The organism is Chromobacterium sp. CCUG 30098 (assembly GCF_059916605.1).
In genome coordinates this window covers 928,137-946,842 of record NZ_JAUCGS010000001.1, presented here as the reverse complement: position 1 = coordinate 946,842, position 18,706 = coordinate 928,137, and the positions used below count along the sequence as shown (strand labels likewise).

Here is an 18,706-nt window from a genome sequence, read left to right as displayed (position 1 = left end):
TTAAGCAGGCTTCTCTATGGAAAATCCGGCATTTCAACGCGCCATCCGCAGCTTCGTGCTGCGCCAAGGCCATCTGTCTCCCGGCCAGCAACGCGCGATGGACGAAGGCATGCCGCGCTGGGGCATCGAATATCGCCCCGAGCGCATCGATCTGGAGCAGGCCTTCGGCCGCGCCGCGCCCAAGATACTGGAAATCGGCTTCGGCATGGGCGGCGCCACCGCCGAAATCGCCGCCGCCAATCCGGCTCAGGACTACCTGGGCGTGGAAGTGCATTCGCCCGGCGTCGGCAATCTGTGCAAGCTGATCGCGGAAAAGGAATTGAGCAATCTGCGCATCATCCGCCACGACGCGGTGGAAGTGCTGGACCACATGCTGGCCGACGGCAGCCTGGACGGCGTGCATATTTTCTTCCCCGACCCCTGGCACAAGAAACGCCACAACAAGCGCCGCCTGATTCAGGCCCCGCTGGTGGAGAAGCTGGTCGCCAAGCTCAAGCCGGGCGGCTATCTGCACGCCGCCACCGACTGGGAAGACTACGCGCTACAGATCATGGAGGTGTTCAGCGGCCAGCCTCAGCTGGTCAACAGCGCCGACGGCTACGCGCCGCGCCCGGACTACCGCCCGCTGACCAAGTTCGAAGCCCGCGGCATCAAGCTGGGCCACGGCGTGTGGGACGTGATTTTCCGCCGGCGCTGATGTCCGCCCGGACCCGCCGCCAGCGGCAGGTCTCAGCCGCCTTTAGGCAGCAAGGCCTCGATATCCTCCAGCAATTCATGCGGCTCCACCGCCGGCTCGTAGCGCTTGACCACCCTGCCCCTGGCGTCGATCAGGAATTTGGTGAAGTTCCACTTCACCGGGTGCGGGTGGGTGGAGTCCGCCTGAGTCAGCCAGCGCCACAGCGGATGGGCGTGCGGCCCGTTGACTTCCACCTTGGCGAACAGAGGGAAATCCACCTCGAAACGCGTCCGGCAAAAACGCTCGATCTCGGCCTCGTCGCCCGGCTCCTGGCCGCCGAACTGATTGCAGGGGAAACCCAGCACCGCCAGACCGCGGCCGCCCAGACTATGCTGCAAGTCCTGCAAGCCGGCGTATTGCCGGGTGTAGCCGCACTCGCTGGCGGTATTCACCACTAGCGCCACTTGGCCGGCGTACGCCGACAGCGGCTGTTCGCTGCCGTCTATGCGCGCGGCGGAGAAGTCGTAAAGCGTGGTCATGGCCACCTCCGTCTCGTATAATGAGCGCTCCCGAGAATCCACTCAGGCACTATCCGATGTTGTTCAATCCCAGCCGGCAGGACGCCCGGCGCTTCTTCTTCGACACCTGGCAGAAATCCAAATCCGGAACGGACTTGTCCGACCTGGAAAAACTGGTGCTCCCCATTCTTATAGACCACCCGGAGTATCACGCCATTCTGGATCGGCCGGAACAGTATATGGAACAGGAGTGGACGCCGGAAATGGGCCAGAGCAATCCCTTCCTGCATCTCGGCCTGCATGTGGCGATTGAGGAACAGCGCTCCATAGACCAACCCTTCGGCATCCGCTCGCTGTACGCGCAGCTGGCGCTGCGCCTGGGCAGCGAGCATCAGGCGCAACACGCGATGATGGACTGTCTGGGCGAAATGATCTGGCACGCTCAGCGCCATGGCGGCGGTCCGGACGTGAACCGCTACATCGGCTGTATTCGCGGCAAGCTGGGCATGGGGGCGGAGGAACAGCCTCGCATCAACCCCAACGACGTCCCGGACTGACGCCGCACGTCCGGCAGACGCCGACTCAAGCCCAACGCCCGGTTCCGCCGGGCGTTTTGCATGGCCGCGAAACAGGCAAAAAAAGAGCCGTGGGGGGAAACCCTCCACGGCGATCAAGCGGGGCAGCTCGCACTGGCAAAGCCAGAAGAGCCTCCTCATGCTATTCTCACAATAAACAAAATGCAAATAGTTTTTTAACAGTTAACAATAAATAAAATATCCAATCATTTATATGAATATATAATTTAAAATGCGCCGCCAAAAAAGCCGGCCTACGCCGGCTTGACGTCCCAAACTCACAACAAACGATTGCGCTCGATGCCCGCTACGAAAGCGGCGATATTGTCCACCAGCTGCGCGGCCAAACGCTCCATCGCCTGCCGGCTGGCCCAGCCGATATGAGGGGTGACGATCAGATTGGGCAAGCGGGTTTTCAGCAAGGGATTGCCGTGAACCGGCGGCTCTTCGCTCAGAACGTCGAAACCGGCGCCGCCCAACTGCCCATACTTGAGCGCGGCCACCAGATCTTCCTCGTTGACCAAGCCGCCGCGCGCGGTATTGATCAACAAGGCGCCCGGCTTCATCACGATCAATTCCGGCTGGGCGATCAGGTCCCGGGTGTCCTCGGTCAACGGACAATGCAGCGAAATCACATCGGCCTGCGCCAGGGCCTCGGAAAAAGCCACATGCCCGGAACGCACTTCCTTGGCGCCTTTGCGTTCGACGAACATCACCTGCATGCCAAGCGCGCCGGCCAGCTCCGCTAAGCGCAGGCCGATGCCGCCCGCGCCGACGATGCCCAGAGTCGCGCCGCGCAAATCTCGGATCGGCGCGCCGAAATGGCAGAACTGCCGCGACTGCTGCCACACGCCGGCAGCGACGTCGCGCTGGTAGGCCGGCAAGTTCTTGGCCAGGGCCAGCATCAGGGTCAAGGCGTGTTCGGCCACGGTGTCGTCGCCGTAATGGCGAATATTGCACACCGCGATGCCCAAGTCGCGACAGGCATCCAGATCGACGTGGTTGTAACCGGTGGCGGCGATCGCCACCAGCTTCAGGCCGGGCAGTTGCTCCAGGGTTTCCCGCCGCAGCGGCACCTTGTTGGTGATAACAATGTCAGCCCCCGAACAGTTCATCGCCGCGTCTTCGACGCTAGTGGAGGGGAACTCGTGATATTCGGACGGGAACGGCAAAAGCGGAACCGGGACAGGCAAGCTGTCCCGGTCAAGAAACACGACGGAGTGGGTCATCAGCTATTCAGTCATCTCTCAAAGGTGATCAAATCGCGGTAAGCATGCCAGCTGGCCAAAGCCAGCACCGGCATGATGATGATCAGGCCCAGGAAATAGGTCACAAAGCCCACCGCGCTCAAGGCCACAATGATAGCCGCCCATATCCCCATCGTCAGCACATTCTTCAGCACAGCCTGCACACTGGCGATCATCGCGGTGACGGTGTCCACTTCCTTATCCAGCATCAAGGGAATGGAGACCACGCTGACCGAGAACACCACCTGAGCGAACACAAAGCCCACCGCGAAATAGGCCACCAGGAAGACGACATTGTCCGGGTTGAAAGCGTTGGCCACGATGTCGTTCAAGGACGGCAAGGCCGCGGTGTCGTAGAACAGCGCGAACATCAGCAAGGACACCCGGAACCAGCCGAACACCAGCACCGCCAGCAAGGCCGCGTACAAGGTGAAGGCAGGCAGATTGACGCGCCAGGCCGCCATGCTGTGCGCCAGCTTGACCCTGCCATGGCCGTCGAAAGCCTCCATCTGCTTGGCGATGTCGTACAGGCCGATGGCCAGGAAGGGGCCGGCCAACAGGAAGATGGTGGCGAAGGTGATGATCAGTTCAGGAGAGTGCTCGGAGTACAAGGTCAGCAAATACCCCATCAACACGAAAACCGCGCCGTAAAACAGGCAGTCGGCCGGGGCTTTTTGAAAGTCGCGGAAGCCTTTTTTCAGCCATTGCAACGGCCGGGAGGTTTCCACCCTGCGCGCAACCGGGCGGTCGCGCGGGATATCGTGAGTCGCGTCCATGACAAGTCCCCCTCAAGGATACGATGCGAGGCAGCCCCGCATCCTTACCGTTATACGCCACGCGTCGTAAAACACAAGCCGGCCGTCCGGCTGCTATAATCCCGCGATTGCCACGGCCCTTGGCGAGCGCCGCCTTCCGCGCCGCCGGGCCGGGCCTCATTCAGCGCTTGCGCGACAAGGACATATCATGAGCGAACTGATTATCGAAGAACTGGCGATAGGCGACGGCGCCGAAGCCGTCATCGGCCAGGAAGTCACCGTGCATTACACCGGCTGGCTGACCGACGGCACCAAGTTCGATTCCAGCAAGGACCGCTTCCAGCCGTTCAGCTTCCCGCTGGGCGACGGTTATGTGATCAAGGGCTGGGACCAGGGCGTGGTCGGCATGAAAGTGGGCGGCAAGCGCAAGCTGACCATCCCGGCCGAGCTCGGCTACGGCGCGCGCGGCGCCGGCGGCGTGATCCCGCCCAACGCCACCCTGGTGTTCGAAGTGGAGCTCTTGCAAGTGGGTTGAAACCCAAGAGCGCAAGAACGTAAAAAAGCTTCCTCAGGGAAGCTTTTTTTATGGGACGACGCGGGCTTATTTCTTCACGCACTGATGCTGACGACGACGGCGCATCCAGACGAAGGCCACGCCCAGCAGCAAGGCCGCCACCACCGCCAGAATGCCGGCCTGACCGCGGTGCACCATGGTCATCAGCCACTCGCGATTGGCCGCGCCGTAATAGCCTAGATACACCCAGACCGGCACCGAGATCAGCGCGGCGAAGCCGTCCATCACCAGGAAACGCCAGTAGGAAATGCGGCGGGTCATGCCAGCGGTGATGAAGATGGGGGAACGCAGCCCAGGCAGGAAACGGGCGACGAACAGCACCCAATTGCCGTATTTTTCGAACTTTTCCTGCACCGCCTCGAAACGCTCCTGGGTCAGAATGCGCGCGATCGGCCGGAATTTCAGCACCCTGTTGCCGAATACTCGCCCGGCGGTGAACATGATGCCGTCGCCGGCCAGCACCCCGGCCATGCCGACGAAAAACATCCAATGCACATTGGTGTAGCCGAGGCCGGAAATGATGCCTCCGGCCACCAAGGTGATGTCCTCGGGAATCGGCACGCCGAAACCGCATACCAGCAACACGGTGAATACGGCGATGTAGCCGTAGCCAGTGAAAAAATCGAGAAGTATTTGCAGAGTGTCCATTTTGTTCCGCTTGCCGCCATGTCTCCGTTCAGGACGATCCTGGCGCGGCTGCGTTATCGGGGTACATCACCAGGGGCTTATAATAGCACACCTCCAACGCAGACTTTCTTGACATGACTCGCCCTATCCAGGTGGAAATCCATCGCGCCGCCATCCGCCACAACTACCTGCTATCCCGCGCCCAAGCCCCGCAATCCAAGGCCTACGCCGTGCTCAAGGCCAATGCCTACGGCCATGGCCTGCTCGACGCGGTCCCGGCGCTGGCCGATGTCGCCGACGGCTTCGCCCTGCTCAATATCGAGGACGCCGTCCGCTTGCGCGAAGCCGGCGTCCAGCAGGATATCGTGCTGCTGGAAGGCGCCTTCGACGCCGAAGAGGCCGCGGCGATGGCACATTACCGGTTGGGCGGCGCGATACATTCCCAACAACAGATAAGCTGGCTGGCCAAAGGTTCCGCCAAACAGCCGGTTTCCTGCTGGCTCAAGATCAATAGCGGCATGAACCGGCTGGGTTTCACGCCGGCGGAAGCCGCGCACGCGCTCGCTCAATTGCGCGCCTTGCCCGGCGCGCGCCTCGACGCCTTGATGACCCACTTCGCCACCGCCGACGACGACTACGGCGTCGCCGAGCAATGGGGACGCTTCCAGCCTTTGATCGCCCCCAGCGCCTTGCCGGTCAGCGCCGCCAACTCCGCCGCCTTGTTCCGCCACCCGCATACCCACGGCGCCGTCGTGCGCCCCGGCATCGTGCTCTACGGCTGTTCGCCCTTCGCCGACGTAGACGGCGCCGGCCTGGGCCTGCAGGCGGCGATGACGCTGAGCAGCCGCGTCATCGCGGTGCAAAAGGTGCCGGCCGGCGACGCCGTAGGCTACGGCCGCCGTCTGGTGGCCGAAGGCGAAATGCGCGTCGGCATCGTCGCCTGCGGCTATGCCGACGGCTATCCGCGCATCGCCGACAACGGCACGCCGGTCGCAGTGGACGGCCAGCCGACGGGTACAGTCGGCCGGGTGTCCATGGACATGCTGGCGGTGGATTTGAGCAAGCTGCCGCAAGCCGGTGTCGGCAGCCGGGTCGAACTATGGGGTCCGCAAGTGCCGATAGAACGCGTCGCGGCTGGCGCCGACACCCTGGGCTATGAGCTGATGTGCGCGGTGGCGCCGCGAGTGCCGCGCCTCGTCCATAACTGAAGCCAGCAGCAAGCGGCCAGCAAACCCAAGGCGGCGCCGCTCCAGTGTGCCGATACCAATACCGGCTCGCCACCGTTCCAGTGCCCCGGGAACAGGCTCTGCCAAGCCAGCCGGCCCAACAAGGCGGCCAGCCACAGACCGCGCCAGTTCGGCTGCGTCAGCGCCAGCGCCGCCCACCAGCAATACACCAAACCGGAGGCGCCGACGAAGGCCTGTGGCGCCGGCCACAGCCATTGCATCGCAGCGATGGCCGGAGGCGCCGCCAAGGCCAGCGTCAGCAACAAGGGCGCCCTATCCCGCCCCAGCCACGCCAGCGCCGCCAGCGCGGCGCTGTTGAGGCAGGCGTGGCGCGCGTCGGCATGCACCCAGCCTCCGCTCAGCATCCGCCACCATTCCGCGGCGTTCCACGGCTCGAAGCGCCAGGCCAAAGCCGCCGCGCCCCAGGGCGCGGCCAGCGGCAGCAGCGCGGCCAGGGCCAGCCATAACGACCGGCCGCCGGCCATGGACCTTAGCGCTTGCGGCGCCACAGCGCCGTCGCTCCCAGCGCCCCCAAGCCCAGCAACAGGGCCAGGCCGCCTTCGTCCGCCGCCGCCACCGCGTTGCCGCGGCGCGCCACGTCGACGTACAGGGGATCATGGTCCGAAGAACGATAGGCGTCCGCCGCGTAGTATTTCTGCTGCTGTTCCGCGCTCTTGAACTCGCTGCTGTACTCCAGCGCCGTCGGCTCGTCGGCGTTGATGTGCCACTCGCCCGCGGCCAGCACCATGGCGCTCAGCGGCTTGTCGGCCAAGGCGTGGTCCAGATTGCCGGATTCGCCGTTGAACACATAGGAGTAAGCGTCGCGGCTCCAGCGCGCCAACAGATTGTTGAAGCCGGCGCTTTCAAACGCGCGGATCGGATCTTCCTTGGCGTAGGAGTTCATATCGCCCAGCAACAACATGCCGTCGTTGGGGCCGGGCTGCGGGCGGGTGGCGTACCAGGCCATCAGATCGCGCACCGCCTGCACCCGGGTCAGATTGCAATTGCCCTGGCCGTCGCCCTTGTCCACATCGGCCTGGCCGTCCACCACCACGTCGGCGCAGCTGCTGCCCTTGGACTTCAGATGATTGACCGCCACGGTGACCCGGGTCTTGCTCTTGGCGTCCAGCACAAAGGTCTGCAGCAGCGCCGGCCGGTTCTTCTGCGGATTGCCTATCGTCCTGACCTCGGCCTTGCCTTGCGCCGTCACCGCGGCCGGACGGTAGATCAGGCCGGTGGTGATCGCGTCGCTGCCCACCTGCGGCAGGCCGGGATTGGCGAACTGGTATTGCTTGGGCTGCGGCTGGCCCTGATTCAAGGCGTTGACCAGATCCTGGATCGCCGAATAGCGGTCGAAACCGTCGTTCTCGATTTCCATCAGGCCCACCACGTCGGCGTCCAGCTGGCGAATCGCCGCCACGATCTTGGCGCGCTGGCGCTCGAAATCCTGCGGGGTCTTGGCGCCGCGCGGGGTTGGGAAGCCCTTGCCCTGACCGTCGCCGTTGAAGAAGTTGAGCACATTGAAGCTGGCGAAGCGCACGCTCTCCGGCTGGCGCTTGGGCGCGCCCGGGCGCGGATTGCCGGCCGCGACGCGCGGCGCGGCCAGCGGTTGCAGCCGGTATTTGCCGAAGGCGTAACTAACCACGCCGGTCACGCCGTCCAGGCGGTCGCCGCTGCGCAGGGTGCGGCTGGCGGAGAGGCCGCCGGGCACCGGCAGCCAGGCGTCGGCGTTCTGGATCTGCAAGCCGTCGTCCAGGGTCAGCTTGTCCAGCTGATTGGCCTCGCTCAACGCCTTGGCCTCGGCGCTGCCGGGCAGGAAGCGCTGGGTGGCGGTCCATAACCTGGGCCGGCTGGACAAGGTCAGTTCGCCGTAACGGCCGTAGTCGTAATTGGCGACGACGTGGACCGGGCCTTCCAGGCGCACGGCCATGCCGGCCAACGCCTCCAGCTGGGCGCTGGACTGCAAGGGCAGCCGCAGGCTGGCGTAAGTCAGCGGCTCGCTGTAAGCGCACTGCTCCACCGCGGCGAGATTGGCCGGGGTGATCTGGGTCTCGCTGGCGGCGTCGCCCTTGCGACTGTACTCGGACACCTTGCCGGTGACGCGCACCACGTCGCCGGGCTTGAGCGTCGGCGCGGCCAGGTTGCCGAGGAAGACGAACACGCCTTCCGAGGTGGCCGGATCGGCGTCCTGATCCCGCGCCTCTTCCTGCAGATAAAAGCCGCGCAGCTGGCCGGCGCCGGTGAAGGCGCCGCTGACCACGCCCTCTACGGTGACGGTCTTGCCTTGCAGCGGGCTGCCGACGACTCGGCCTTGCACATCATGGATCAAGGTGGCGCCGGCGGCGCCGCAAGCGGCCTGGGCCAGGGCCGGAATCGCCAGCGCCACTGCCATGGCGATGGGGCTCAAGGCCTTCAATGCGTTTGCTGTTTTCATGGTATGGATCATCACGAGCGTAAGGAGCGCTGATTCTAACCAGTGCGCAATGACAAAAAGATGTCATTAGATACAGTTGCACGCAAAGTCACTATCTGTATGTTTCATCTGAAAACAGTAAGCGCCGTTTCTTTCCCCATTCAGGCAATAAAAAAACGCCAAACAAATAATGTCTGGCGTTTTCGTGCTGACGCCGGCGCAAGCCGGCTGTCGCGATCAGGCGACTCTCTGGATGGCCGCCGCGATGGATTGCGCCCACTGATCGGCCAGCGCCTTGTCGTCGGCCTCCACCATCACCCGCACCACCGGTTCGGTGCCGGACGGGCGCAACACCACGCGGCCGCGGCCTTGCAGCGCCTGTTCGGCGGCGGCCAGCGCTTCCGCGGACGCGCCCTTCCAGTCGCAGCCGTTGTGGCGGACATTGATCAGCGTCTGCGGATAGGGCTGCCAATCGCTGCAGGCGTCGGCCAGGCTCATGCCCAGATCGGTCAGGCTGGCCAGCACTTGCAGGCTGGAGATGATGCCGTCGCCGGTGGAATGGCAATCCAGGCACAAGATGTGGCCGGAAGCTTCGCCGCCCACCTGCCAGCCCTGGCCATGCAGCATTTCCAATACATAGCGGTCGCCCACCTTGGCGCGGCCGAAGGCCACGCCCTGCTTGTTCAGCGCCAGCTCCATCGCCAGATTGGTCATCACCGTGCCCACCACGCCGCCCTTGAGCTCGCCCTTGGCCGCGCGCGCCTTGGCGATCACGTAGATCAGCTGATCGCCGTCGTACACCGTGCCCTCGCGGTCCACCATGATCAGGCGGTCGCCGTCGCCGTCCAGCGCGATGCCGTAATCGGCGTGATGCTCCAGCACCGCCACCTGCAAGGTCTTGGGATAGGTGGCGCCCACCTTCTCGTTGATGTTGTAGCCGTCCGGCTCTCCGCCTATGGTCACCACCTCGGCGCCCAATTCGTGGAACACCTTGGGCGCCACGTGGTAGGTGGCGCCGTGGGCGCAATCCACCACCAGTTTCAAACCCTTGAGGTCGCGGTCGTTGGGGAAGCTGCTCTTGCAGAATTCAATGTAGCGTTCCACCGCGCCTTCGATGCGGCGCACCCGGCCCAGTTCTTCGGACGGATTGGTCGCCATCGGCTGCTCCAGCATCGCCTCGATTTCCAGTTCGACGGCGTCGTCCAGTTTCTTGCCGCCTTCGGCGAAGAACTTGATGCCGTTATCCTGGAAGGGATTGTGCGAGGCGGAGATCATCACCCCGGCTTCCAGGCGCAGCGCGCGGGTCAGGTAGGCGATGCCCGGCGTCGGCAACGGGCCGGTCAGCAGCACATTGACGCCGGCAGCGGAAAAACCGGCTTGCAGCGCCGCTTCCAGCATATAGCCGGAAATCCGGGTGTCCTTGCCGATCAAGACCGTGGGGCGATGCGCCTTGTCGTGGTCGACCAGTACGCGGCCGGCGGCATAGCCCAGTTTCATCACGAATTCCGGCGTGATCGGGAATTGACCGACCTCGCCGCGCACGCCATCGGTGCCAAAGTATTTACGGCTCATGTTTTTCTCTCGAATCCGGCCGGCTTCAGGCCAACCGCGGTAATCGCTACGCCGGCTATTGTGCGCCAGACACCGCGCTCAGTTCAAACTTTCCAGAGCATCCAGCACTTGCAAGGCCTGATGCGTGGCCTTGACGTCGTGCACGCGGATGATGCGCGCGCCGCGCCGCGCCGACTCCAGCGCCACGGCCACGCTGGCGCCCAGGCGCTCCGCCGGCACCGCTTCGCCGGTGATTGCGCCCAGCATGGATTTGCGGCTCAAGCCCACCAGCAGCGGCGCGCCGGCGGCGCGCTCGATCCCGGGCAGGCCCCGCAACAGGGCCAGATTGTGCTCCAGCGTCTTGCCAAAACCGAAGCCGGGGTCCACCAGCAAACGCTCGCGGGCCACGCCGGCGTCCAGACACAGCCGGACGCGCCGCGCCAGGTAGTCGGCCACTTCGGCCACCACGTCCGCGTATTCCGGACGGTCCTGCATGGTGTCCGGATTGCCCTGTTTGTGCATCAGGCAGATCGCCGCGTCCGCGCCCGCCACCAATTCCAGCGCGCCCGCGTCTTCCAGCGCCGACACGTCGTTGACCAGGTCCACCGCGCCCAAGGCCAAGGCCTCCCGCATCACCGCCGCGCGGCGGGTGTCCAGCGACAGCGGCGCGCCGATGTCGCGCAGACGCTCCAGCACCGGCAGCACCCGCTCCATCTCCTGCTCCGGGCTGACATGGGGCGCGTTGGGCCGCGTCGATTCGCCGCCGATGTCTAGAATGGCCGCGCCTTCGGCCAGCATCCGCTCGGCGTGACGCAAAGCCTGGTCCAGCGCGTTGAAGCGGCCGCCGTCGGAGAAAGAGTCCGGCGTGACGTTCAGAATGCCCATCACCAAGGGACGGGACAGATCGAGCGTGAAGCGCCCGCATTGCAAAGAGGGTTTCATGATCTGACTGCGCTCATGGATGGGGGGAGGATGTCGCAAAAAAACCGGGCAAGCCTGTCTAGGCTTGCCCGGCTTCGTCGCTTAAGGACTCAGACTTCCTGCGCCGGATCGGCGGTCGGCTCGGCGGCCGGCGGAGTCGGTTTGTCTTCCTGCGGCTTGGCCGCGAAACCGGCGCCCGGCTTGGGCGGACGCGGCGGCTTGCCGTCCATCAGATCGTTGATCTGATCGGCGTCTATGGTTTCCCATTCCAGCAGCGCGGCGGTCATCGCCTCCACCTTGTCGCGGTTCTCTTCCAGCAGACGGCGCGCCAGCGCGTACTGCTCGTCGATGATGCGGCGGATTTCAGCGTCCACCTGCTGCATGGTGGCTTCGGACAGATTCTTGTGGGTGGTGATGGAACGGCCGAGGAAGACTTCGCCCTCGTTCTCGCCGTAAACCATCGGGCCCAGCTTGTCGCTCATGCCGTAGCGGGTCACCATGTCGCGCGCCATTTGCGTGGCGCGCTCGAAGTCGTTGGAAGCGCCGGTGGTCATCTGGTTCATGAACAGCTCTTCCGCGATGCGGCCGCCGAACAGAATGGCGACGCGGTCCAGCAGATAACCGCGATCGTAGGCGAAGCGGTCCTGCTCCGGCAGCTGCATGGTCACGCCCAACGCGCGGCCGCGCGGGATGATGGTGACCTTGTGCACCGGGTCCGCCTTGGGCAGCAGCTTGGCGACGACGGCGTGGCCGGACTCGTGATAAGCGGTGTTGCGCTTTTCCTCGTCGGTCATCACCATGCTGCGGCGCTCGGCGCCCATCATGATCTTATCCTTGGCGGACTCCAGATCCTCCATGTCCACCAGGCGCTTGTTGCGGCGCGCGGCGAACAGGGCGGCTTCGTTGATCAGGTTGGCGAGGTCGGCACCGGAGAAGCCCGGCGTGCCGCGCGCGATCACCTCGGCGTTGACGTCGGCGGCGATCGGCACCTTGCGCATGTGCACGCCCAGGATCTGTTCGCGACCGCGGATGTCCGGCAGCGGCACCACCACCTGGCGGTCGAAACGGCCCGGACGCTGCAGCGCCGGGTCCAGCACGTCCGGACGGTTGGTCGCGGCGATCACGATCACGGTGGAATTGGTGTCGAAACCGTCCATCTCCACCAGCAATTGGTTCAGCGTCTGTTCGCGTTCGTCGTTGCCGCCGCCGAGTCCGGCGCCGCGCTGACGGCCGACCGCGTCGATCTCGTCGATGAAGATGATGCACGGCGAGTTCTTCTTGGCCTGCTCGAACATGTCGCGCACGCGGGCCGCGCCCACGCCGACGAACATTTCAACGAAGTCGGAACCGGAGATGCTGAAGAACGGCACCTTGGCTTCGCCTGCGATGGCCTTGGCCAGCAAGGTCTTGCCGGTGCCGGGCGAGCCGGCCAGCAAGATGCCGCGCGGAATGCGGCCGCCCAGGCTCTGGTAGCGGGAAGGATCGCGCAGGTAATCGACGATCTCCTTCACCTCCTCCTTGGCCTCGTCGCAACCTGCGACGTCGGCGAAGGTGACGGTGTTGGCGTCCTGGTCCAGCATTCTGGCCTTGCTCTTGCCGAAGGAGAACGCGCCGCCCTTGCCGCCGCCCTGCATCTGGCGCATGAAGAACACCCAGACGCCGATCAGCAACAGCATCGGGAACCAGCTGATGAAAATATTCATCAGCATGGACGGCTCTTCTTCCGGCTTGGCGGAGAAGCGGACGTTGTTTTTGATCAGGTCGTCGACCAGCTGCGGGTCGTAAGGCGCGTAGGTGCTGAACGCGGAGCCGTCGGTCAGCTTGCCTTTCAGCCATTGCCCGCGCAGCGGGTGGCCTTCTATGGTCAGGGACTGGACCTTGCCGGATTCGACATCGCTGATGAACTGCGAATACTCAAGCTGATTCTGGGTATCCTGACGCTTGTTGAACTGATTGAATACCGTCATCAGTACCAAACCGATGATGACCCATATCGCGATGTTTTTGCCGATATTGTTCACGAGTAGCGGACTCCTCTGTGCCCTGACTTTTTGGTTGCTTGTCTAGATATTTGCTTTGATTGTACGCCGCGAGCCACTTTATGTCAGCGTCGGCCTTTGCCCAGCAGGTAAATTTCGCTGGAACGGTCGCGCGACGCTTTCGGCTTGCGGGTGACTACCTCGTCGAACAGCTCGCGCATGGACTTGAGATAGGCTTGGAAATCGCTGCCCTGGAACACTTTGACGAGAAAATGGCCGCCAGGTTTCAAATGATCTCGCGCAAATTCCAGCGCCAGCTCGCACAGCAGGAAACTCCTGGCCTGGTCGATGGCGCTCATGCCTGACATATTGGGCGCCATATCGGAAATTACAAGGTCCAATTCGCGGCCGCCGAGCAATTGCACGAATTGCGCCAGCACCTCTTCCTCGCGGAAGTCGCCCTGGATGAAGTCGACGCCGGGCACCGGGTCCATGTCCAGGATGTCGAGCGCGAACACCTTGCCGCCGTCGCCGACGATGCGCGCCGCCACCTGCGACCAGCTGCCGGGCGTGGAGCCCAGATCGGCCAGCACCGTGCCGGGGCGGATCAGCTTGTCCTTGTCGTTGATTTCCAGCAGCTTGTAAGCGGCCCGCGCGCGGTAACCGTCTTTCTGCGCCTGGTTGACGTAGGGATCGTTGACGTGTTCCTGCAGCCAGCCATTGCTGCTCTTGCTTCTAGCCATTGCGCTATGCTCTCAAAGGTGGGCAACAGGCCAGCCGCGCTATCCTGTTGTTTTTCATTTATTTTAGGTCCGGACTTTGGGAAAGCGCCCAACTCGAGTAGAATCGGCTTTTGCTTTGTAAATCCGTATTTCTCATGAAAATTGAACTCAAGCCGTTCCAGCGCAAGTATCTGCAGGGACTGGCGCACGGCCTCAACCCGGTGGTGATGATAGGCAACAACGGCCTGACCGAAGCGGTGATCCGCGAAGTCGCCATCAATCTGGACGCCCACGAACTGATCAAGGTTCGCGTGCTGGGCGACGACCGCGAAGCGCGCGTCGCCATGTTCGAGCAGATCTGCGAAGACCTGGGCGCCGCCCCGGTCCAGCACATCGGCAAGCTGCTGGTGCTGTGGCGCCCCAGCGATAAAGAGCGCATCGTTCTGCCCAAGAACAAGCAGGCGCTGAAGGGCTGAACGCCGTTCGCGGCGATCGCGCTTCGTAGAAAAGCGGTGGCATGCCACCGCTTTTGTTTTGTCCGTTCCCAAGGGAGCGCTACGGCGAACAGTCGCTTAATCGTTGCGCCAGACGTAGACCAAGCCCATCAGGCTCTGCACCAGATAGATCAGGCTGGAAATCGCGTGCCAGGTGGCGAAGCCGCCGCCGAACAGGCCTTCGGCCGCATGATTCATCTGCGCCTTGAGATTGGCGATGATGGGGGTGACGGCGAAGTGATTGATCAGCGTGCAGGCCAGCATGCCCATCACCAGCCAGAAACCGCTTTCCTTGACCCCGGCCGCGCCATTGCGACGGATATGGTCGACCAGCAGGATAGCCCCGCACACCAGCCCCACCCAGGCGATGCTGGCGAACAGCTTGCCCGCCACCATGCCGGCGGTGACCCGGTCCAGCATGGCGAACAGCACCGGCGCCACGATGATGCCTATCACCCACAAGCCGCCAATCCAGAACGTCTTGGCAATGGAACGCAACCCATCCATGTCTCAGCCCCTCTCCCGCGCCGCGCCGCGCGCGGACCGCCAAGCCCGCGCGCCGGCGGGATTCAGATGTATTTGACGTCGAGCACTTCGTATTCGCGAATGCCGCCCGGGGCCACGACTTCGGCCACGTCGCCGGCTTCCTTGCCGATCAGCGCGCGCGCGATCGGGGAGTTCACCGACACCTTGCACACCTTGATGTCGGCCTCGTCGTCGCCGACGATCTGGTAGGTGACGTTTTCCTCGCTCTCCAGGTCCATCAGTTCGACGGTGGCGCCGAACACCACGCGGCCGTCGGCGTCCAGCTCGGCCGGGTTCACGATCAGCGCGTTGGAAATCTTGCCTTCCAGTTCGGCGATACGGCCTTCGACAAAGCCCTGACGCTCCTTGGCGGCGTCGTATTCGGCGTTCTCGGACAGGTCGCCATGCGAGCGAGCCTCGGCAATCGCCTCGATCACGGCCGGACGTTCCACGCTCTTGAGGCGCTGCAGCTCTTCTTTCAGCAGCTCTGCACCGCGCACGGTCAACGGGACTTTGATCATTTCAGAATTCTCTCCAGAGGCGGCATCCGCCTTCATCAAAAGCACAAGCCGCCGTACTGGACGGCGGCTTGAAGTAGCGGGTTATGGGAGGGATTGTAACGGCAAACCCCTCCCGCTTCCAAGCCCCCGCGTCAGGACTCAGCCCTGAATCTGGCTGTGCAGTTCCTGCACGCTGTAGACATCGAACTCCTCGGCGTGGGCCATGCCCACGCACACCGCCTTGGCGCCGGCCAGGGTGGTGTATTGCGGAATCCGCGCCTGCAGCGCCGAACGGCGGATGGAGTGGCTGTCCTGAATCGCCTGGCGCTTCTCGTCCACGGTATTGATCAGCAGATCGATTTCCGAGTTCTTGATCATGTCGACGATGTGCGGGCGGCCTTCATTGACCTTGTTGACCACCTGCACCACGATGCCGGCGGCGGACAGATGCTTGGCGGTGCCGCGCGTCGCGCAGACGCCGAAGCCCAGGCGCTGCAGTTCGCGCGCCACTTCCACCGCGCCGTTCTTGTCGCTGTCGCGGACGGACAGAAAGACCTTACCGGTCTTGGGCAGGCGGTCGCCGGCGCCCAGCTGGCCCTTGACGTAGGCTTCGGCGAAGGTCTTGCCCACGCCCATCACCTCGCCGGTGGACTTCATTTCCGGCCCCAGGATGGTGTCCACGCCGGGGAACTTGATGAAGGGGAAGACCGCTTCCTTCACCGCGTAGAACGGCGGAATCACTTCCTTGGTGAAGCCCTGCTCGTTAAGGCTGATGCCGGCCATCGCCCGCGCGGCGATCTTGGCCAGCGGCGCGGAAGTCACTTTGGAGACGAAGGGCACGGTGCGGCTGGCGCGCGGATTGACTTCCAGCACGTAGATGGTGTCGCCCTGGATGGCGAACTGCACGTTCATCAGGCCGATCACGTTCAGCGCGCGGGCCATGGCCACGGTCTGGCGACGGATTTCATCCTGCACCGCCGGGAACAGGCTGTACGGCGGCAGCGAGCAGGCGGAGTCGCCGGAGTGAACGCCGGCCTGCTCCACGTGCTGCATGATGCCGCCGATCACCACGTTCTCGCCGTCGGACACGCAGTCCACGTCGACTTCGATGGCGTCGTTGAGGAAGCGGTCCAACAGCACCGGGCTGTCGTTGGACACCTTCACCGCCTCGCGCATATAGCGCTCCAGGTCGGCCGGCTCGTGGACGATTTCCATCGCGCGGCCGCCCAGCACGTAGGACGGGCGCACCACCAGCGGGTAGCCGATTTCCTCGGCCAGCTTCATCGCTTCGGCCGGCGCGCGCGCGGTGCGGTTGGGCGGCTGCTTCAGACCCAGCTCGTTCAGCAGCTTCTGGAAGCGCTCGCGGTCCTCGGCGGCGTCTATCATGTCCGGCGTGGTGCCGATGATGGGCACGCCGTTGGCTTCCAGCGCGCGCGCCAGTTTCAGCGGAGTCTGGCCGCCGTACTGGACGATGACGCCGAACGGTTTTTCGATGCGGCAGATTTCCAGCACGTCTTCCAGCGTCAGCGGCTCGAAATACAGGCGGTCCGAGGTGTCGTAGTCGGTGGACACGGTTTCCGGGTTGCAGTTGACCATGATGGTCTCGAAGCCGGATTCGCGCAGCGCCAGCGCCGCGTGCACGCAGCAGTAGTCGAACTCGATGCCCTGACCGATGCGGTTGGGCCCGCCGCCCAGCACCATCACCTTCTTGCGGTCGGACGGATTGGATTCGCACTCTTCCTCATAGGTCGAGTACATATAAGCGGTATTGGTGGCGAACTCGGCGGCGCAGGTGTCCACGCGCTTGTACACCGGGTGCAGGCTCAAGCTCCAGCGCTTGGCGCGCACCGCGGCCTGATCCGAGCCCAGCAGCTCGCCCAGACGGCGGTCGGAGAAACCCTTGCGCTTCAGACGACGCAATTCGGCGTAGTCCAGTTCTTCCACCTTGCGGCCGGCCAGTGCTTGTTCTTCGCCGATCAGGTCTTCGATCTGGGCCAGGAACCAGGGATCGATCTTGCTGACCGCGTGGATGTCGTCGCGGCTCATGCCGATGCGGAAGGCGTCGGCCACGTACAAGATGCGTTCCGGTCCCGGCGTGCCCAGTTCGTGGCGGATCGCCGCTTCGTCGCTGGTCACCGGGTCGAAGCCGGCCAGGCCGGTTTCCAGGCCGCGCAACGCTTTCTGCATCGACTCCTGCAAGGTGCGGCCCATCGCCATCACCTCGCCCACCGACTTCATCTGGGTGGTCAGGCGGTCGTCGGCCTGCGGGAATTTCTCAAAGGCGAAACGCGGAATCTTGGTGACCACGTAGTCGATGGACGGCTCGAAGGAGGCCGGAGTGGCGCCGCCGGTGATGTCGTTCTTCAGTTCGTCCAGCGTGAAGCCCACCGCCAGTTTGGCGGCGATCTTGGCGATGGGGAAACCGGTGGCCTTGGACGCCAGCGCCGAGGAACGCGACACGCGCGGGTTCATTTCGATGACGATCATCTCGCCGGTGGCCGGATTGGTGGCGAACTGCACATTGGAGCCGCCGGTGTCCACGCCGATCTCGCGCAGCACCGCCAGGCTGGCGTTGCGCATGATCTGGTATTCCTTGTCGGTCAGCGTCTGCGCCGGCGCCACGGTGATGGAGTCGCCGGTGTGCACGCCCATCGGATCGAAGTTTTCGATGGAGCAGATGATGATGCAGTTGTCGTTCTTGTCGCGCACCACCTCCATCTCGTACTCTTTCCAGCCCAGCACCGATTGCTCGATCAGCAGCTCATGGGTGGGCGAGGCTTCGAAGCCGCGCTCGCAGATGGCCAGGAATTCTTCGCGGTTGTAGGCGATGCCGCCGCCGGAGCCGCCCATGGTGAAGGACGGGCGGATCAGCGTCGGGAAACCCACCTTGGCCTGCGCTTCCAGCGACGCTTCCATGGTGTGGCAAACAAAGGACAGCGGGCAGGACAGGCCGATCTTGGCCATGGCCTCCTTGAAGCGGCCGCGGTCTTCGGCCTTGTCGATGGCGTCCTCGGTGGCGCCGATCAGCTCCACCTTGTATTTTTCCAGCACCCCGTTCTTGGCCAGGTCCAGCGCGCAGTTGAGCGCGGTCTGCCCGCCCATGGTCGGCAGGATGGCGTCCGGACACTCCTTGGCGATGATTTTTTCCACCACCTTCCAGGTGATGGGTTCGATGTAGGTGACATCGGCCATGTCCGGGTCGGTCATGATGGTGGCCGGGTTGGAGTTCACCAGAATGACTTTGTAGCCCTCTTCGCGCAGGGCCTTGCACGCTTGCGCGCCGGAGTAGTCGAATTCGCAGGCCTGGCCGATGACGATGGGGCCGGCTCCGATGATCAGAATGCTTTTGAGGTCGCTACGCTTTGGCATGGTTCTACTCTTTATGATTGCATTTTATGTGCCG

The 18,706-nt window shown here is 63.8% G+C and carries 18 protein-coding genes; 5 read left to right on the top strand and 13 right to left on the bottom strand.

The window, feature by feature from the left end:
• The first annotated feature begins 16 nt into the window (after positions 1–16).
• Positions 17–697 (top strand): tRNA (guanosine(46)-N7)-methyltransferase TrmB, encoded by a 681-nt coding sequence (gene trmB / locus QUG03_RS04475; RefSeq protein ID WP_253313730.1) that lies wholly within the window; start codon positions 17–19, stop codon positions 695–697.
• A gap of 32 nt (positions 698–729) precedes the next feature.
• Here trmB and QUG03_RS04470 read toward each other — a convergent pair whose 3' ends face one another.
• Positions 730–1,215, bottom strand: coding sequence for a glutathione peroxidase (locus QUG03_RS04470; RefSeq protein ID WP_500819495.1), 486 nt, complete (start codon positions 1,213–1,215; stop codon positions 730–732).
• Positions 1,216–1,271: 56 nt separating this feature from the next.
• On the opposite strand from QUG03_RS04470, the gene QUG03_RS04465 reads away from it, so the two are divergent.
• A complete protein-coding gene (locus QUG03_RS04465) occupies positions 1,272–1,751 on the top strand; it encodes a DUF1841 family protein (RefSeq protein WP_199225926.1) in 480 nt (159 codons plus the stop codon).
• Positions 1,752–2,047: 296 nt separating this feature from the next.
• Here the strand turns inward: QUG03_RS04465 and QUG03_RS04460 are convergent, their stop codons facing one another.
• Together QUG03_RS04460 and QUG03_RS04455 are read right to left on the bottom strand one after the other, a co-directional pair.
• Complete coding sequence (locus tag QUG03_RS04460; protein ID WP_500819494.1) at positions 2,048–2,998, bottom strand: D-2-hydroxyacid dehydrogenase; 951 nt, start codon at positions 2,996–2,998, stop codon at positions 2,048–2,050.
• Positions 2,999–3,009: 11 nt separating this feature from the next.
• Positions 3,010–3,792, bottom strand: a complete 783-nt coding sequence (locus tag QUG03_RS04455) for a DUF2189 domain-containing protein (protein WP_107800548.1) — start codon at positions 3,790–3,792, stop codon at positions 3,010–3,012.
• Positions 3,793–3,979: 187 nt separating this feature from the next.
• On the opposite strand from QUG03_RS04455, the gene QUG03_RS04450 reads away from it, so the two are divergent.
• Positions 3,980–4,306 (top strand): FKBP-type peptidyl-prolyl cis-trans isomerase, encoded by a 327-nt coding sequence (locus QUG03_RS04450; protein WP_199225927.1) that lies wholly within the window; start codon positions 3,980–3,982, stop codon positions 4,304–4,306.
• A 66-nt stretch (positions 4,307–4,372) separates the two neighbouring features.
• Here the strand turns inward: QUG03_RS04450 and QUG03_RS04445 are convergent, their stop codons facing one another.
• Positions 4,373–4,993, bottom strand: coding sequence for a DedA family protein (locus QUG03_RS04445; protein ID WP_107800550.1), 621 nt, complete (start codon positions 4,991–4,993; stop codon positions 4,373–4,375).
• A gap of 113 nt (positions 4,994–5,106) precedes the next feature.
• Here QUG03_RS04445 and alr point away from each other — a divergent pair, with 113 nt between their 5' ends.
• A complete protein-coding gene (gene alr / locus QUG03_RS04440) occupies positions 5,107–6,180 on the top strand; it encodes an alanine racemase (protein ID WP_500819493.1) in 1,074 nt (357 codons plus the stop codon).
• Here the strand turns inward: alr and QUG03_RS04435 are convergent.
• The 6 genes from QUG03_RS04435 to rlmE all read right to left on the bottom strand — a co-directional run bounded on the left by QUG03_RS04435 (position 6,126) and on the right by rlmE (position 13,805).
• Entirely contained in the window at positions 6,126–6,683 is a 558-nt protein-coding gene (locus QUG03_RS04435; RefSeq protein WP_500819492.1) for a rhomboid family intramembrane serine protease, read from the bottom strand. The genes alr and QUG03_RS04435 overlap by 55 nt on opposite strands.
• A gap of 5 nt (positions 6,684–6,688) precedes the next feature.
• Positions 6,689–8,632: an ExeM/NucH family extracellular endonuclease gene (locus QUG03_RS04430; RefSeq protein WP_500819491.1), complete on the bottom strand. Its 1,944-nt coding sequence runs from the start codon at positions 8,630–8,632 to the stop codon at positions 6,689–6,691.
• A gap of 216 nt (positions 8,633–8,848) precedes the next feature.
• On the bottom strand, positions 8,849–10,183 hold the full coding sequence (glmM, locus tag QUG03_RS04425) for a phosphoglucosamine mutase (RefSeq protein WP_107800554.1): 1,335 nt from the start codon (positions 10,181–10,183) through the stop codon (positions 8,849–8,851).
• Between the two features lie 78 nt (positions 10,184–10,261).
• Entirely contained in the window at positions 10,262–11,104 is an 843-nt protein-coding gene (gene folP / locus QUG03_RS04420) for a dihydropteroate synthase (RefSeq protein ID WP_500819490.1), read from the bottom strand.
• An 89-nt stretch (positions 11,105–11,193) separates the two neighbouring features.
• Positions 11,194–13,104: an ATP-dependent zinc metalloprotease FtsH gene (gene ftsH, locus QUG03_RS04415; RefSeq protein WP_107800556.1), complete on the bottom strand. Its 1,911-nt coding sequence runs from the start codon at positions 13,102–13,104 to the stop codon at positions 11,194–11,196.
• Between the two features lie 83 nt (positions 13,105–13,187).
• Positions 13,188–13,805, bottom strand: coding sequence for a 23S rRNA (uridine(2552)-2'-O)-methyltransferase RlmE (rlmE, locus tag QUG03_RS04410; RefSeq protein WP_227104917.1), 618 nt, complete (start codon positions 13,803–13,805; stop codon positions 13,188–13,190).
• Positions 13,806–13,939: 134 nt separating this feature from the next.
• Between rlmE and yhbY the strand changes: the two genes are divergently transcribed.
• On the top strand, positions 13,940–14,260 hold the full coding sequence (yhbY, locus tag QUG03_RS04405) for a ribosome assembly RNA-binding protein YhbY (RefSeq protein WP_107800558.1): 321 nt from the start codon (positions 13,940–13,942) through the stop codon (positions 14,258–14,260).
• Between the two features lie 96 nt (positions 14,261–14,356).
• Here the strand turns inward: yhbY and QUG03_RS04400 are convergent, their stop codons facing one another.
• The 3 genes from QUG03_RS04400 to carB form a co-directional block, all read right to left on the bottom strand.
• Positions 14,357–14,785 carry a DUF4149 domain-containing protein gene (locus QUG03_RS04400; RefSeq protein WP_043591328.1) on the bottom strand — a complete coding sequence of 143 codons (429 nt, stop codon included), beginning with the start codon at positions 14,783–14,785 and terminating at the stop codon, positions 14,357–14,359.
• Between the two features lie 62 nt (positions 14,786–14,847).
• Positions 14,848–15,324 carry a transcription elongation factor GreA gene (greA, locus tag QUG03_RS04395; RefSeq protein WP_048414210.1) on the bottom strand — a complete coding sequence of 159 codons (477 nt, stop codon included), beginning with the start codon at positions 15,322–15,324 and terminating at the stop codon, positions 14,848–14,850.
• Positions 15,325–15,462: 138 nt separating this feature from the next.
• Entirely contained in the window at positions 15,463–18,672 is a 3,210-nt protein-coding gene (gene carB, locus QUG03_RS04390) for a carbamoyl-phosphate synthase large subunit (protein ID WP_500819487.1), read from the bottom strand.
• Positions 18,673–18,706: the final 34 nt, after the last annotated feature.